Here is a 13,699-nt window from a genome sequence, read left to right on the forward strand (position 1 = left end):
AAGAATGTGGGGGTGGTCGGTGGGCTGCGAGTCAGGTGAGGGCGCCGGTCAGGGCGATCGAGTGCAGGAAGCGCATCAGGGTCATCAGGACGTCCTTGCTGGAGGCCCGGCGGCGCACGTCGCACTCGATGATCGGGATCTCCGGGGTCAGATCGAGTGCGGTGCGCAGTTCCTCGACGGGGTAATGGGGAGCGTCCGGGAAGGAGTTGACGGCGACGACGAAGGGCACGCCGCGTTCCTCCAGCCGGCCCATGACGTCGAAGCTGACCTCCAGACGCCGGGTGTCGACGAGGACGACCGCGCCGAGCGCGCCTTCGAACAGGCCGTTCCACAGGAACCAGAAGCGCTCCTGGCCGGGGGTGCCGAAGAGGTAGAGCACCAGCTTGTCGGTGATGCTGATGCGGCCGAAGTCCATGGCCACGGTGGTGGCGGTCTTGGATTCGGAGCCGTAGTTGTCGTCCACGCCGATACCGGCCTGGGTCATGGTCTCCTCGGTGGTCAGCGGTCTGATGTCGCTGACGGAGCCGACCATGGTGGTCTTGCCGACACCGAAGCCGCCCACGATCACGATCTTCACCGCGGCCTGGGCCGTGTGCGGCAGATGATCCTCGGTGCGCGGGCCGGGGATGGTGTCAGAGCCTTTGAAGTCCATGCATCACCGCTTCGAGGAGTGAACGGTCGGGTACGACCTGACGGACGATCGGGGCGCGTACCTGCACCAGTTCGGCCGTGATCAGCTCGGTGATCAGGACGGTCATCGCGCTGAACGGCAGGTTCAGATAGGCCGACAGCTCGGCCACGGACAGGGGGTTGGCGCACAGCCGCAGGACCGCGGCCTGCTCCGGTGAGGCGGCCGGCTGGGGGGCGTCGCGCGCCACGATCAAGGTCACGAGGTCGAGTTTGGCGCGTGCGCCGTCCTCGGATCCGGCGACGGTGTACAGCCGCTCGGGGTTCTTGGGCTCGGCCTCTGCGTCCTCCGGTTTCGGCGCGGGCGGCGGCGGAGGGGGCGGGGGCTTCGGCTCACGCCGTTTGCGTCGTGGAGGAGTCATACGGTCTGCCCGTTCCGCCGGGGCGGACTGGTGAGATGGGCGCCGATCCGTACGACGAGGTCGCGCATCATGCCGCTCATCCGGCCCGGTTCGCAGGTCACGTCGGCGAGCACGGCGAGGTAGGCGTTGTCGCCGGCGTTCATGAGATAGAAGTAGCCGCCGTCGATCTCGAAGACGACGACCTGCATGTCGCCGGCGCCGGGGAGCTCCTTGATGATGGCGCCGGCCAGGCTCTGTACGCCCGCGCAGGCGGCGGCCACACGGTCGGCGGCGTCGGGGTCGCCGCCGTAGCGGGCGATGCGCAGTCCGTCGGCGGAGAGGACCACGATCATCTCGATGCCCGGTACGCCGTCGTTGAGCTGCTTGAGCATCCAGTCGATGTTGCCTCGCTGCTGGATCACTTGAGGTCCCCCTCGTCGTCGGCCTCGGTGGCGCCCTCGACGGGCTCGTCCGCATAGTCGTTGAGCAGGTGCACGTACTTTTCCGGGTGCCTTGTGAAGTCGGTCAGTTCGGGCCCGGTGGCGCCCTCGGGCATGCCCTTGCGCAGGCCGTTCCAGAAGTCCTCGATCCCCTGGCCGATCGGCCGCTCCATGAGCTTCTTGCGCTCGGGGTCGATCTCGGGCTCCGGCTTCGGGGCGGTCCTGGGCTGCGACCAGACGGTGGGCCTGCCCTCGCGCTCGGCCCGCTCGACCTCCGCCTTCTCGGCGAAGCGCTGGCTCAGCGGGGTCTTCATCCGGCTGCGGCGCTGCGGCAGTCCGCCCGCAGTCCACTCCGTGACCTCGGGTACGTCGTCCTCCATGGTGATCCCGGCGGGGATCTTGGGGCTGGTGGGACGGCGCCTCTTCGGCGGGCGCTTGGGGCCCTCGACGGCGCCGAGCGCGGGCACGGGCGCGCCGGTGGCGCCGATGCCGTGGGCGGCCCCGACTCCGGGCTCGGTGGTGGTCATGACGCGCGGCACGATGAGGATCGCGCGGACGCCGCCGTAGGCGGAGGCGCGCAGCGAGACCTCCATGTCGAAGAACTTGCACAGGCGGCCGACGACGGCGAGGCCGAGGCGCGGGTTCTCGCCGAGGTTGTGGGCGTCGTCGCCGTTCTTGGCGTCCTCGATCATCTGCTCGATGCGGGCCCGGGACTCCTCGCTGAGGCTGACGCCGGCGTCCTCGATCTCGATGGCGATGCCGGCCTGCACCTCGGTGGCGTTGACGTGCACCTTGGTCGAGGGCGGCGAGTAGCGGGTGGCGTTGTCGAGGAGTTCGGCGGCGGCGTGGATGACCGGCTCGACGGCGGTGCCCTTGATGTTGATGTTGACGATCGAGTTCAGCTGGATGCGGCGGTACTCCAGGATGCGCGACATGGCGCCGCGCAGCGTGCTGTAGAGGGAGACCGGCAGGGGCCACTGGCGGCCGGGGCGGCCGCCGCCGAGGACGGCGATGGTGTCGGCGAGGCGGCCGATCAGCGAGGTGCCGTGGTCGATGCGCAGCAGGTCGTCGAAGACCTCGGGGTTGCGGCCGTGGTCCTCCTCCATCTCCCGCAGTTCATTGGACTGCTGGTGGACGATGGCCTGGACGCGGCGGGCGATGCTCACGTAGGAGCGCTCGGTGGCGTCGCGCATCGAGATCTCGTGGTCGGCGCCGCGCAGCGCGACCCGGTACATCTCGCGGTACATCTCGGGCAGACCGCGCAGTTCGGGGTCGGTGTCGTAGACGTTGACCAGTACGTCCCGCAGCGGTTCGCCGGCGCGCAGCCGCTGCAGGCCGTACGGGATGACGTCGGCGGCGAAGCGCGCGATCAGCTGGTCGTGGGCGGCGAGCCGGCGCTCCAGATACGCGGTGTGACGGGCGTACTCGGCCTGTTGCTCGCGGAGCCTGCGGCCGCGGCGGGCGGCCTCCGCACCCGTGGCGAGGACCAGCAGCAGGGCCAGCGCCCCGAGCGCGCCGACGGCCATGCGGGCCGACGCCGGCGCCAGGGCGACGGCGGCTCCGGTCGCGGCGGCCATCACTATGGCCGGGGGCAACAGCACGCGCGCATAGGGACGTTCGCGGCCGCCGGGAGGCTTCTGAACACTCACCATGGATGCCTTCTGAGACGAATCGGCTGGGTGTCGGGAGAGCTTTCGGGGGGAAGGTTCATGGAACTGTTGGGATCTGTCGCATGTTTGGGAACAAGCGCACGAATTACCTCAACTCGGTGCGCCGCGGGCGAGCTTAGTCCGACCGGATCATCGCCGTGTCATATTCGGCAAGCACCTGAAATCGCCTGCGCAACAGGAGTACGCTCGGATTATTTACACGCTGGGCTATCATTCGAACGCGTTCGGTAACGCAGCCCGGGCGTGCGAGAGCACCCCCCGTAATGAGTGAAGGGGCCGCAGAAGCAGCCCCTTCACAGCACCTCGCATCCGCGAGACGACCGGTCACCCCACCGACGAGTAGGCGACAACCCCTCGCAGCAACTGATCCACGGCCTTGCGCGCGGCCTTCGCCACGGTCGATCCCTCGGAGGGCGCGGCGGCGGAAATCTGGCCCAGAACGTCAATGACCTGCTTGCACCACCGTACGAAGTCCCCCGCCGGCATCTCCGCCTCGCGCAGCACCTCGTCGAGCCCCTTGCCCGAGGCCCACATGTACGCGGCCCAGGCGAAGCCGAGGTCCGGCTCCCGCTGTCCGACGCCCTCGGTCTGGTTGATCCGGAAATCCTCCTCCAGACCGTCCAGCCGGCCCCAGATCCGCACCATCTCGCTGAGCGCGGCCTTCGCCTTGCCCGAGGGCAGCTTGGGCGCCATCGCGTCGTCGCCGACCCGCGCCTCGTACACCAACGCCGAGACGCAGGCCGCGAGTTCGGCCGGGCCGAGCCCTTCCCAGACTCCCTCGCGCAGGCACTCGCTGGCCAGCAGGTCGAGTTCGCCGTACAGCCGGGCGAGCCGCTTGCCGTGCTCGGTGACCTCGTTGCCGCGCAGATAGTCCAGCTCGGTCAGCAGGGCCACGATCCGGTCGAAGGTCCGCGCGATGGTGTTCGTACGGCCCTCGATCCGGCGCTCCAGCTGCGAGGTGTCGCGCAGCAGCCGGTGGTAGCGCTCGGCCCAACGGGCGTGGTCCTCACGGTCGTTGCAGCCGTGGCACGGGTGGGCGCGGATCGCGGTCCGCAGCCGGGCGATCTCGCGGTCGTCGGCGGCCTGCGAGCGCTTCTTGCGGGCCCGCTCCGGCGGGATGTGCCCGGCCTTGCTGCGCAGCGCGGAGGCCAGGTCGCGGCGGGACTGCGGCGAGCGCGGGTTGAAGGACTTCGGGATCCGCATCCGGTCCAGCGGCTCCACCGGCACCGGGAAGTCCATCGACGCCAGCCGCTTGACCTGCCGTTCGGCGGTCAGCACCAGCGGGCGCGGCCCGTCGTAGTGATCGTAGCCGCGGTGGCCGTTGGACCGGCCGGCGGGCAGGCCGGGGTCCAGCACCAGGGCCAGACCGGCGTACTTGCCCGTGGGCACGTGGATGACGTCGCCCGGCTTGAGCCGCTCCAGGGCACTGGCGGCCTCGGCGCGCCGCTGGTTCGCGCCCTGCCGGGCCAGCTCGGTCTCCCGGTCCTTCAGCTCGCGGCGCAGCCGCGCGTACTCCTCGAAGTCGCCGAGGTGGCAGGTCATGGAGGCCTTGTAGCCGGCCAGGCCTTCCTCGTTGCGCTGCACCTGGCGGGAGATCCCGACGACCGACTTGTCCGCCTGGAACTGTGCGAAGGAGGTCTCCAGCAGCTCGCGCGAGCGGTGCCGGCCGAACTGCTCGACCAGGTTGACCGCCATGTTGTACGACGGCTTGAAGCTGGAGCGCAGCGGGTACGTGCGGGTGCCCGCGAGGCCGGCGAGGTGCTCGGGGCTCATGCCGCGCTGCCACAGCACGACCGCGTGCCCCTCGACGTCGATGCCCCGGCGGCCCGCACGGCCCGTCAGCTGGGTGTACTCGCCCGGTGTGATGTCGGCGTGCTGCTCGCCGTTCCACTTGACGAGCTTCTCCAGCACCACCGAGCGGGCGGGCATGTTGATGCCGAGCGCGAGGGTCTCGGTCGCGAACACCGCCTTGACCAGGCCACGTACGAACAGCTCCTCGACGACCTCCTTGAAGGTCGGCAGCATGCCCGCGTGATGGGCGGCGATGCCCCGCTCCAGGCCCTCCAGCCATTCGTAGTACCCGAGGACGTGCAGGTCCTCCGGCGCGATGTGGGACGTGCGCTCCTCGACCAGGGCGCGGACCTGTTCCCGCGCCTCCTCGTCGTTGAGCCGCAGGCCCGCGTACAGGCACTGCTGGACGGCGGCCTCGCAGGCGGCACGGCTGAAGATGAAGGTGATGGCCGGAAGCAGGCCCTCGGCGTCCAGCCGCTCGATGACCTCGGGGCGGCCCGGCGTCCACACCCGGGCGCGCTGTCTGCGCTCCCTCTCCCGGTCGGCCTCGCGCATCGCACGGCCGCGCCGCCGGTCCTGGTACGACGGCCTCGTCGCCTCCATACGGGCCAGGCGGACCAGGTCGGGGTTGACGGCCTTCTTGTGGCCCTCGCCCTCCTCGAACAGGTCGTACATCCTGCGTCCGGCGAGCACGTGCTGGAACAGCGGCACGGGCCGGTGCTCGGAGACGATCACCTCGGTGTCGCCGCGGACGGTGTCCAGCCAGTCACCGAACTCCTCGGCGTTGGAGACGGTCGCCGACAGTGAGACCAGGGTCACCGACTCGGGCAGGTGGATGATCACCTCTTCCCAGACGGCGCCGCGGAAGCGGTCGGAGAGGTAGTGCACCTCGTCCATGACCACGTAGCCGAGGCCGAGGAGGGTCTGGGAGCCGGCGTACAGCATGTTCCGCAGGACCTCGGTGGTCATCACGACGACCGGCGCCTCGGAGTTCACGCTGTTGTCGCCGGTGAGCAGGCCGACCTTGCCGGTGCCGTAGCGACGGCACAGGTCGGCGTACTTCTGGTTCGACAGCGCCTTGATGGGTGTCGTGTAGAAGCACTTCTTGCCCTCTTGGAGGGCGAGGTGGACGGCGAACTCGCCCACGATCGTCTTGCCCGAGCCGGTGGGGGCGGCCACCAGTACACCCTTGCCCTCCTCGAGTGCCTGGCAGGCCTCGATCTGGAAGGGGTCGAGGCCGAAGTCGTACATCTCGCGGAAGGACGCGAGCGCGGTGGCCTGCTCGGCTGCCCGCCTGCGGGCTGCCGCGTACCGCTCGGCCGGTGAGAGGTCCTCTGTCATCGTGCTTCCGAGCGTACCGGGCGCCACTGACAACAGGACGATCATTATCCGGAAGTGGGCTGATCGACAAGGACGACCGGCACAGAGCGATGCCCCCGCCCTTGCAGGGCGGGGGCATCGTGCGCGGCTCGGTGCGGCGCGGGCTCAGGTCACGTCGTCGTAGCCGTTGACCCGGTCCGTGCCGGGCAGCTCGGGTGCGGTGCTCGCGGTCACCGCCTCCACATCGCCGATCTCCTCGGGCGTGAGGTCCAGTTCGGACGCCTCGTCGTCGCCAGGACCTGCGGCTTCGCGGCGGGCCCGGCGCCGGTCGTTGAGCAGCGCGATGGCCACGGCGATGAAGTAGAGCACCCAGATCGGCGCCGCCAGTGCCAGCATCATCGTCGGGTCGGGGCTGGGCGTGGCCACGGCCGCGAAGGCGGTGATGCCGACGACCATGCCGCGCCACCAGCCGAGCATGCGCCGCCCGGACAGGACGCCGGTGAGGTTGAGCATGACCAGCAGCAACGGCATCTCGAAGGCGAGGCCGAAGACGACGATCATGCGGGTGACCAGGTCCAGCAGGTCGTCCAGCGGCAGCAGGTTCTCCGCGCCGCTCGGCGTGAGGTTGATCATCACCCGCGCTGTGGTGGGCAGCACGTGGAACGCGAGGTAACCGCCGCCGAGGAAGAGCGGGAAGCCGAAACCGACGAACGCGTAGGCGTACTTCTTCTCGTGACGGTGCAGGCCCGGCGCGACGAACGCCCACAGCTGGTAGAGCCAGACCGGCGACGCGAGCACGACACCGGCCATCAGGGCGACCTTCAGGACCAGGGTGAACGGTGCCAGCAGCCCGCTGACGGTGATGTGCGCGCAGTGGACGTTCTTCGCCTTGGCCAGCTCACCGAAGGACTGGTCGCAGCCGATCTCCTTGAGCACCGGCTCGGTGATGAAGTTGACGATGTCCCTGTAGAAGAACGCCGCCACGATCGTGACGACCACGATCGCCAGGACACCCTTCGCGAGCCGGTTGCGCAGCTCACGCAAGTGATCCGCGAGCGGCATCCGCCCCTCGGGATCCCTCTCCTTGTTGCGGGCAGACTTGAGCAACCCACATCCTCATCTCGTGCAGTGGACCGGACCCCCGGCCCTCGCGTCAGCGCTGGGTCGTGTCTGTCGGCTCGTTGACCGGGCGGGAGCTGGTCACATCGCCGGGGGCGGCCTGGATCGTGCGCTGAGCCGGAGCGGGCTCCTCGGCGGACTGGGCGGTGCCGGCGGACTGCTTGCCGTCGTCCTTCATCGCCTTCGCCTCGCTCTTCAGGATGCGAGCGGACTTGCCGAGCGAGCGCGCCATGTCCGGGAGCTTCTTGGAGCCGAACACCAGGAGGATCACCAGAATCAGCAGCACCAGGTGCCACGGCTCAAGTCCGTTGCGGAACATAAATCTTCACCTTCTCACCGAGGCGGGGCGGCGGGGCATGTCCGACGGGCCGGACAAATGTCTGACCATCGTGCTGGCAGCGATCGTAACGCCCTGGGGTGAACGGTGGACAATCCCCGTGCGTACTCCTGCTCTGCGGACCGAGCCTCGTTCTCCGGGCCGCGACCAGCAGCGTACCTTCCTGGGCGGGCACGGTGACAGGGCGAAGTGCCCCAAAGCGCACAACATCACGCGATCACAGGGTGTCCACGGCCCGGGCCGCACTCACGGCCGCCCGCTCCAGGTCTTCCGCCGCCCTGTTGATACGGCTCGCGGAGTCCGCGACCTGCTGACCGAGGCGCCGCGCCTCCAGGAAGACCCGGACGGCGAGCACCCCCAGCACAGCGAGACCCAGGAAACCCAGCACTACCGCGAACATCGGCCAGAACATGACGTCGAGACTAGACGGTGGTGTGCAGCCTGAGCGTCCGGACCCCGCCGCCGGTGAGCAGCTCGACGATGCGTTCCCCGGCGGGCTTGCGGACGGCGGCACCGCACTCGGGGCAGGTGAAGGAGTAGAACGTCGTCCGTCTGCTGGCGCCGATGGCGAGACGCAGCGCGCTCGCGGCGAGCTCGAAGCGGCCCCGGCAGTCGGGGCAGCCCGCCTTGAACACCACGGGGGCCACTCTTCTCATCCCGCCGAAGGCGGCCGCCACTGTCATCTCACCCGCACACTCGCTCACAGCCTGCTCCTCTTTCCTGCCGTGATGTGCCGTCGATCGTCTGCGGCGCCGTGGTGGCCGGTCGCTCCCCCGAGTGCCCGGCTTCGCTCGAACCCGGGCGGACCTCCATCGCGGCGGAGCCCCATATCCGGCACAGCCCCGCGCCCCTGCGGGTGCGCCCCTCGCCGGCCCTGCCGCAGCAACCCCGCCGGCTCACGCCGACGGCGCCGTGTCGTACGCCGCCAAGGCCTCCGCGGCTGCCCTCCGGGCGCTTTCGGCCAGCTCCGGCGGGGAGACGATCCGGCCGTCGCGGCCGAGCCGCAGCGCCAGCCGGCGCAGGGAGGCCGGATCGGGGGTGCGCAGAGTGATACGCAGCCCGCCGTCGGGAAGCTCATCGGCGCTGTCGTGCGGGTAGTACTCCGCCACCCAGCGGCCGCCCGGGCCGACCTCGACGACGACCTCCGGATCCTCGGCGGCCGGCTGCACCAGGGCCTCGGACAGGTCCCGCAGTTCGATCTCGGGCGGCGCGGACGGCTCGTCCAGGATCCTGATCTCCGCGACCCGGTCGAGCCGGAAGGTGCGCCGGGCCTCGGAGCGGCGGCACCAGGCCTCCACATAGGTGTGGCCGACGCTGACCAGGCGGATCGGGTCGATCTCGCGCTCGGTGACCTCGTCACGGGCCGGGGAGTAGTAGCGGATCCACAGCCGGCGGCGCTCGGAGATCGCCCGGTCGACATCGGCGAAGACTCCGCCCTCGGACTCGAAGGTCACGGACAGCCGGGAACTCGCGCCGGCGGCCTCACCGGCGGCGGCCTCCACCTTGGCGGTGGCCCGCAGCAGGGCCTGCCGGTCGCCCTCACGCAGGCCCGGCAGCGTGGCCACCGCGCGGGCGGCGACCAGCAGGGCCGTGGCCTCATCGGCGGCGAGCCGCAGCGGCTCGGCCGCCTCCTCGCCGAGCGCGGCCGGATTGTGCCACCAGATCCGCTCGCCGTCGGTGTCGATGTCCAGCAGATCGCCGCCGCGGAAGCTGGTGCCGCACATGGGCAGCAGATCGAGATCGGCGACCAGTTCGTCCTCGGTGATACCGAAGGCACGCGCGACGTCCGCGATCCGCGCGCCGGGACGCTCCCGGAGATAGGTCACCAGGGAGAGCATCCGCCGGGTCTGGTCGATGGCGTTCACGGGCCTGACCGGTTTGCCTGCCACAGTCCTGCTCCCCCTCAGCCCTTCGCCACGGCACGCAGCCGGTCCACCACGTCGGCGCGCAGCTCGGCCGGCTCCAGGACCACCACGTCCGGCCCGAACTCCACCAGCCAGGCGTCCAGGCCGTGCCCGTACGGAATCTCCAACTCGTCCCAGCCGTCACCGAGTTCCCGGACCACGGCGGCCTTCGCCCGAAGGGGGTAACCGGCGCCGGAGCGCAGTCGGATCAGGGCCGTACCGTCGGCGATCTCGCCCGCCCAGCTCGCCACGGTCTCCCGGACGGTGACGACGTCGGGCACGGGAGCGGTGAAGCCCGTACCGCGCGAGCGGACCCGGCCGGTGATCCGGGAGAGCCGGAAGACGCGCTCGGCACCACGGTCCCGGTCGAAACCGGCCAGGTACCAGTGCCCGCGCCAGCACTCCAGCGCCCACGGCTCCACATGCCGGGGCTCGGGGTGGACGGCGGAGGCCTTGCGGTAGTCGAAGAGGACCGGACGGCGGTCCCGGCAGGCCAGCATCAGCGGCTCGAAGGCGGCCTCGTGCACCGGGATACGCGGTTCCAGCGCACCGTGCGCCTCGTACGGGTCGACGTCCTCGGGAAGTCCTGCCGCCCGCAGCTTCTGCAGGGCACCGCTGGCGGCACCGGCGAGGCGGGCCTGCTGCCACACCTTCGCGGCCAGCCCGAGCGCCGCGGCCTCCTCGGCGTCCAGGGTGATCGGCGGCAGGCGGTTGCTGTCACGGCGGGCCAGATAGCCGACCTCGCCGTCCAGGTTCTCCACCGTCTCGATGACCAGGCCCAGCTCACGCAGGTCGTCCTTGTCCCGCTCGAACATCCGGTTGAAGGAGTCGTCGGATCCTGCTTCGAGGTAGGCCTCGATGGACTCGCGCAGCTCGCGCTTGCTGAGCGGCCGACGGGTGCCGAGCAGACACAGCGCGAGGTTCATCAGCCGCTCGGCCTTGGCAATGGCCATCGACGCCCTTCGCCTTTCCTATGGTGCTTCCGAGCGATGACCGTACCGCTCCGCAGTGCGGTGGCAAAGCCGAGGGCCCACGCCCGAGCAGGCATGGGCCCCAGGTGATCGGATCCGGTCGCACCCGGCCGGTCGACCGGGAGCGGACCGGCGTGGATCAGACCGGCATCAGACGCCGAGCAGGTCCACCACGAAGATCAGGGTCTCGCCCGGCTTGATCGCCGGGGTCGGGCTCTGGTTGCCGTAGGCGAGGTGGGCGGGGATCGTCAGCTGGCGGCGGCCGCCGACCTTCATGCCCTGCACACCCTGGTCCCAGCCCGCGATGACACGGCCCGCACCCAGCGGGAAGCGGAACGGGGTGCCCCGGTTCCAGCTGGCGTCGAACTCCTCACCCGTGCTGAAGGCGACACCCACATAGTGGACGGTGACGGTCTGACCCGCCTGCGCCACCGGCCCGTCGCCCTCCCAGATGTCCTTGATCTCAAGGTCCGCCGGGGGCTCGCCGCCCGGGAAGTCGATCTCGGGCTTATCGATGCTCACGTCAAAAGCTCCTGCTTGTGTACGACACGAAACGTGGACAGTCTTTCATCTCCCCACCCCCGGCGCCCCCGCGGACACCGCCCGCTACAACGCCGCGAGGATGTCCACCGTGAACACCAGCGTCGCGCCCTTCTTGACCACACCACCACTCGGCGGAGTGTCGCCGTAACCCAGCTCCGGCGGCACCACGATCAGTACTCGGCTGCCCACCTTCTTGCCGGTCAGACCCTGTGCCAGACCCTTGACCGCCTGCTGCATCTGCTCCAGCGCGAACTGCGCGAGCCGACCCGAGCCATACGTCCGCTGGAAGGTTTTGCCACTGTCCCAGACCAGCCCCTGGAACTGGCACAGCACCGCCTGGTCCGCCCTCAGCTCGGGACCGTCCCCCTCCAGGACATACGTCGAGACCAGCTTCTTCGGCGGATCCGTCTTCGGTACGGTCACCTTGGGCACATTGCCGTCCGTGTTGGTGGCCACCTTCGGCAGCGCGGCGTCCGTCTGCGCGACCGGCTTGCCCTTGACCGAGCTCTTCGAGTTGAAGGCATCGATCAGATCGATGACGAACACCAGCGTGTCCGTCCCCTTGATGCCCGCCCGCGGCTCACCCGACTTGCCGTAACCCCAGGTGGGCGGCACCGCGATCTCGACCCGGCTGCCGACCTTCTTGCCCGCCAGCGCATACCGCCAGCCGTCGATGACCTGCCCCTGGGACAGCTGCAGCAACAGCGGCCGCTTCTTGTCGTAGGAGTTGTCGAAGACCTTGCCCGTGTCCCAGATCTGCCCCAGGTAGTCCGCCCGGACGAACTCGTTCTCCGCGATCGGACGGCCACTGCCCGCGATCACCGTCTTCGCCGCCAGGTTCTTCGACGGCTCACCCGGCCCCTTGGCCACGGTCGGCTTCTCCCCGAACTTCGTACCCGCCGTGATCGCCGGCAGCGGTCCTTCCACGATCTTCGGCGGAGGCGGCGCGGACACCGACGGCGACGGCGAGGCACTCGCCTTGCTGGAACCGGACGTGCCGTCACCGCAACCGGCAACAGTGACCAGTCCTGCGGGTACGGCAGCGAGGATGAGGGAGCGTCGGCGCACGGAAGAGCCTCGTAATCGGTCGGTCCTGTGATGGCGTGCGCGCAACTCTACGGCGAGAGAAGGGCGCCGTACGGGAAACGTACGACGCCCGTGTGGCGTTCCGGCATTGCACACCCGGAATGCTTGACTCGCCCGCTTTCCCCTACATTCCGGCGATCAGCTTCTCCACCCGGTCGTCCACGGAACGGAACGGGTCCTTGCACAACACGGTCCGCTGCGCCTGGTCGTTGAGCTTCAGATGCACCCAGTCGACCGTGAAGTCCCTGCGCTGTTCCTGTGCCCGCCGGATGAAGTCACCGCGCAACCGCGCACGAGTGGTCTGCGGCGGAACTGACTTGCCCTCGAAGATCTTCAAGTCGTTGCAGACCCGGGCCGCCTGACCCTTCTTCTCCAGCAGGTAGTACAGGCCACGACGACGGTGGATGTCGTGGTAGGCGAGGTCTATCTGGGCGACCCGCGGATGCGACATCGTCATGTTGTGCTTGGCCCGGTACCGCTCGATGAGCTTGTACTTCATCACCCAGTCGATCTCGGTGGCGATCCGGTCCAGTTCCTCGCTCTCGATCGCGTCCAGCGTACGGCCCCACAGCTCCAGCACCTGCGCGACCGTCCCCGTACGGATACTGCGGCGATCGCAGAAATCCACGGCCTTGTCGAAGTACTCCCGCTGCACCTCCAGCGCGGAGGCCTCCCGGCCGCTGGCCAGACGCACCTTGCGGCGGCCGGTGATGTCATGACTGACCTCGCGGATCGCCCGGATCGGGTTCTCCAGGGTCAGATCACGCATCACGGTGCCCGCCTCGATCATGCGCAGCACCAGGTCCGTGGCACCGACCTTCAGCAGCATCGTCGTCTCGGACATGTTCGAGTCACCGACGATGACATGCAGCCTGCGGTACCGCTCCGCGTCCGCATGCGGCTCGTCACGCGTGTTGATGATGGGCCTCGAACGGGTCGTCGCCGAGGACACACCCTCCCAGATGTGCTCCGCGCGCTGGCTGACGCAGTACACCGCACCGCGCGGCGTCTGCAGCACCTTCCCCGCCCCGCACAGCAGCTGCCGTGTCACCAGGAACGGGATGAGGATGTCCGCGAGCCGCGAGAACTCCCCGTGCCGGGCCACCAGATAGTTCTCGTGACAGCCGTAGGAGTTGCCCGCCGAGTCCGTGTTGTTCTTGAACAGGTAGACGTCGCCCGCGATTCCCTCCTCGTGCAGGCGTCGTTCCGCGTCCACCAGGAGTCCTTCGAGAATGCGCTCGCCGGCCTTGTCGTGGGTGACCAGTTCGATCACGTTGTCACATTCGGGTGTCGCGTATTCCGGATGTGAGCCCACGTCGAGATACAGCCGGGCACCGTTTCGCAGAAAGACATTGCTGCTGCGGCCCCATGACACGACACGGCGGAAGAGGTACCGCGCCACCTCGTCAGGAGACAGGCGCCGCTGTCCCCTGAACGTGCACGTGACGCCGTACTCGTTCTCCAGCCCGAAAATGCGGCGGTCCATGACT

The 13,699-nt window shown here is 69.3% G+C and carries 14 protein-coding genes; all 14 read right to left on the minus strand.

Annotated features, from left to right (window positions below; translation table 11 throughout):
• Positions 1 to 31: 31 nt before the first annotated feature.
• A complete protein-coding gene (locus ACZ41I_RS24160; protein ID WP_363216678.1) occupies positions 32 to 652 on the minus strand; it encodes a GTP-binding protein in 621 nt (206 codons plus the stop codon).
• The gene (locus ACZ41I_RS24165) at positions 633 to 1,049 is read right to left on the minus strand and encodes a DUF742 domain-containing protein (RefSeq protein ID WP_363216677.1); all 417 of its coding nucleotides are present in this window, start codon (positions 1,047 to 1,049) and stop codon (positions 633 to 635) included. Before ACZ41I_RS24165 ends, ACZ41I_RS24160 begins: the two co-directional genes overlap by 20 nt.
• On the minus strand, positions 1,046 to 1,450 hold the full coding sequence (locus tag ACZ41I_RS24170; protein WP_351242683.1) for a roadblock/LC7 domain-containing protein: 405 nt from the start codon (positions 1,448 to 1,450) through the stop codon (positions 1,046 to 1,048). Before ACZ41I_RS24170 ends, ACZ41I_RS24165 begins: the two co-directional genes overlap by 4 nt.
• Entirely contained in the window at positions 1,447 to 3,120 is a 1,674-nt protein-coding gene (locus ACZ41I_RS24175) for a sensor histidine kinase (protein ID WP_399771128.1), read from the minus strand. The genes ACZ41I_RS24170 and ACZ41I_RS24175 overlap by 4 nt, the downstream gene beginning before the upstream one ends.
• A 342-nt stretch (positions 3,121 to 3,462) precedes the next feature.
• The gene (locus ACZ41I_RS24180) at positions 3,463 to 6,315 is read right to left on the minus strand and encodes a DEAD/DEAH box helicase (RefSeq protein WP_363216675.1); all 2,853 of its coding nucleotides are present in this window, start codon (positions 6,313 to 6,315) and stop codon (positions 3,463 to 3,465) included.
• A 99-nt stretch (positions 6,316 to 6,414) separates the two neighbouring features.
• The gene (gene tatC / locus ACZ41I_RS24185; protein ID WP_399771125.1) at positions 6,415 to 7,356 is read right to left on the minus strand and encodes a twin-arginine translocase subunit TatC; all 942 of its coding nucleotides are present in this window, start codon (positions 7,354 to 7,356) and stop codon (positions 6,415 to 6,417) included.
• Between the two features lie 46 nt (positions 7,357 to 7,402).
• Positions 7,403 to 7,687, minus strand: coding sequence for a Sec-independent protein translocase subunit TatA (tatA, locus tag ACZ41I_RS24190; protein WP_363216673.1), 285 nt, complete (start codon positions 7,685 to 7,687; stop codon positions 7,403 to 7,405).
• Between the two features lie 235 nt (positions 7,688 to 7,922).
• Complete coding sequence (locus ACZ41I_RS24195; protein WP_363216672.1) at positions 7,923 to 8,117, minus strand: hypothetical protein; 195 nt, start codon at positions 8,115 to 8,117, stop codon at positions 7,923 to 7,925.
• A 10-nt stretch (positions 8,118 to 8,127) separates the two neighbouring features.
• Positions 8,128 to 8,388, minus strand: a complete 261-nt coding sequence (locus tag ACZ41I_RS24200; RefSeq protein ID WP_363216697.1) for a CpXC domain-containing protein — start codon at positions 8,386 to 8,388, stop codon at positions 8,128 to 8,130.
• A gap of 213 nt (positions 8,389 to 8,601) precedes the next feature.
• Entirely contained in the window at positions 8,602 to 9,594 is a 993-nt protein-coding gene (locus tag ACZ41I_RS24205) for a helix-turn-helix transcriptional regulator (protein ID WP_363216671.1), read from the minus strand.
• Between the two features lie 14 nt (positions 9,595 to 9,608).
• Positions 9,609 to 10,562, minus strand: coding sequence for a helix-turn-helix transcriptional regulator (locus ACZ41I_RS24210; protein WP_468515031.1), 954 nt, complete (start codon positions 10,560 to 10,562; stop codon positions 9,609 to 9,611).
• Positions 10,563 to 10,730: 168 nt separating this feature from the next.
• Positions 10,731 to 11,102: an FKBP-type peptidyl-prolyl cis-trans isomerase gene (locus ACZ41I_RS24215; RefSeq protein WP_351206614.1), complete on the minus strand. Its 372-nt coding sequence runs from the start codon at positions 11,100 to 11,102 to the stop codon at positions 10,731 to 10,733.
• Between the two features lie 84 nt (positions 11,103 to 11,186).
• Positions 11,187 to 12,191 (minus strand): FKBP-type peptidyl-prolyl cis-trans isomerase, encoded by a 1,005-nt coding sequence (locus ACZ41I_RS24220; RefSeq protein WP_399771117.1) that lies wholly within the window; start codon positions 12,189 to 12,191, stop codon positions 11,187 to 11,189.
• A gap of 142 nt (positions 12,192 to 12,333) precedes the next feature.
• Positions 12,334 to 13,695, minus strand: a complete 1,362-nt coding sequence (gene pafA, locus ACZ41I_RS24225) for a Pup--protein ligase (RefSeq protein ID WP_351242663.1) — start codon at positions 13,693 to 13,695, stop codon at positions 12,334 to 12,336.
• Positions 13,696 to 13,699 lie beyond the last annotated feature (4 nt).

Source organism: Streptomyces sp. NPDC030799, from assembly GCF_055572255.1.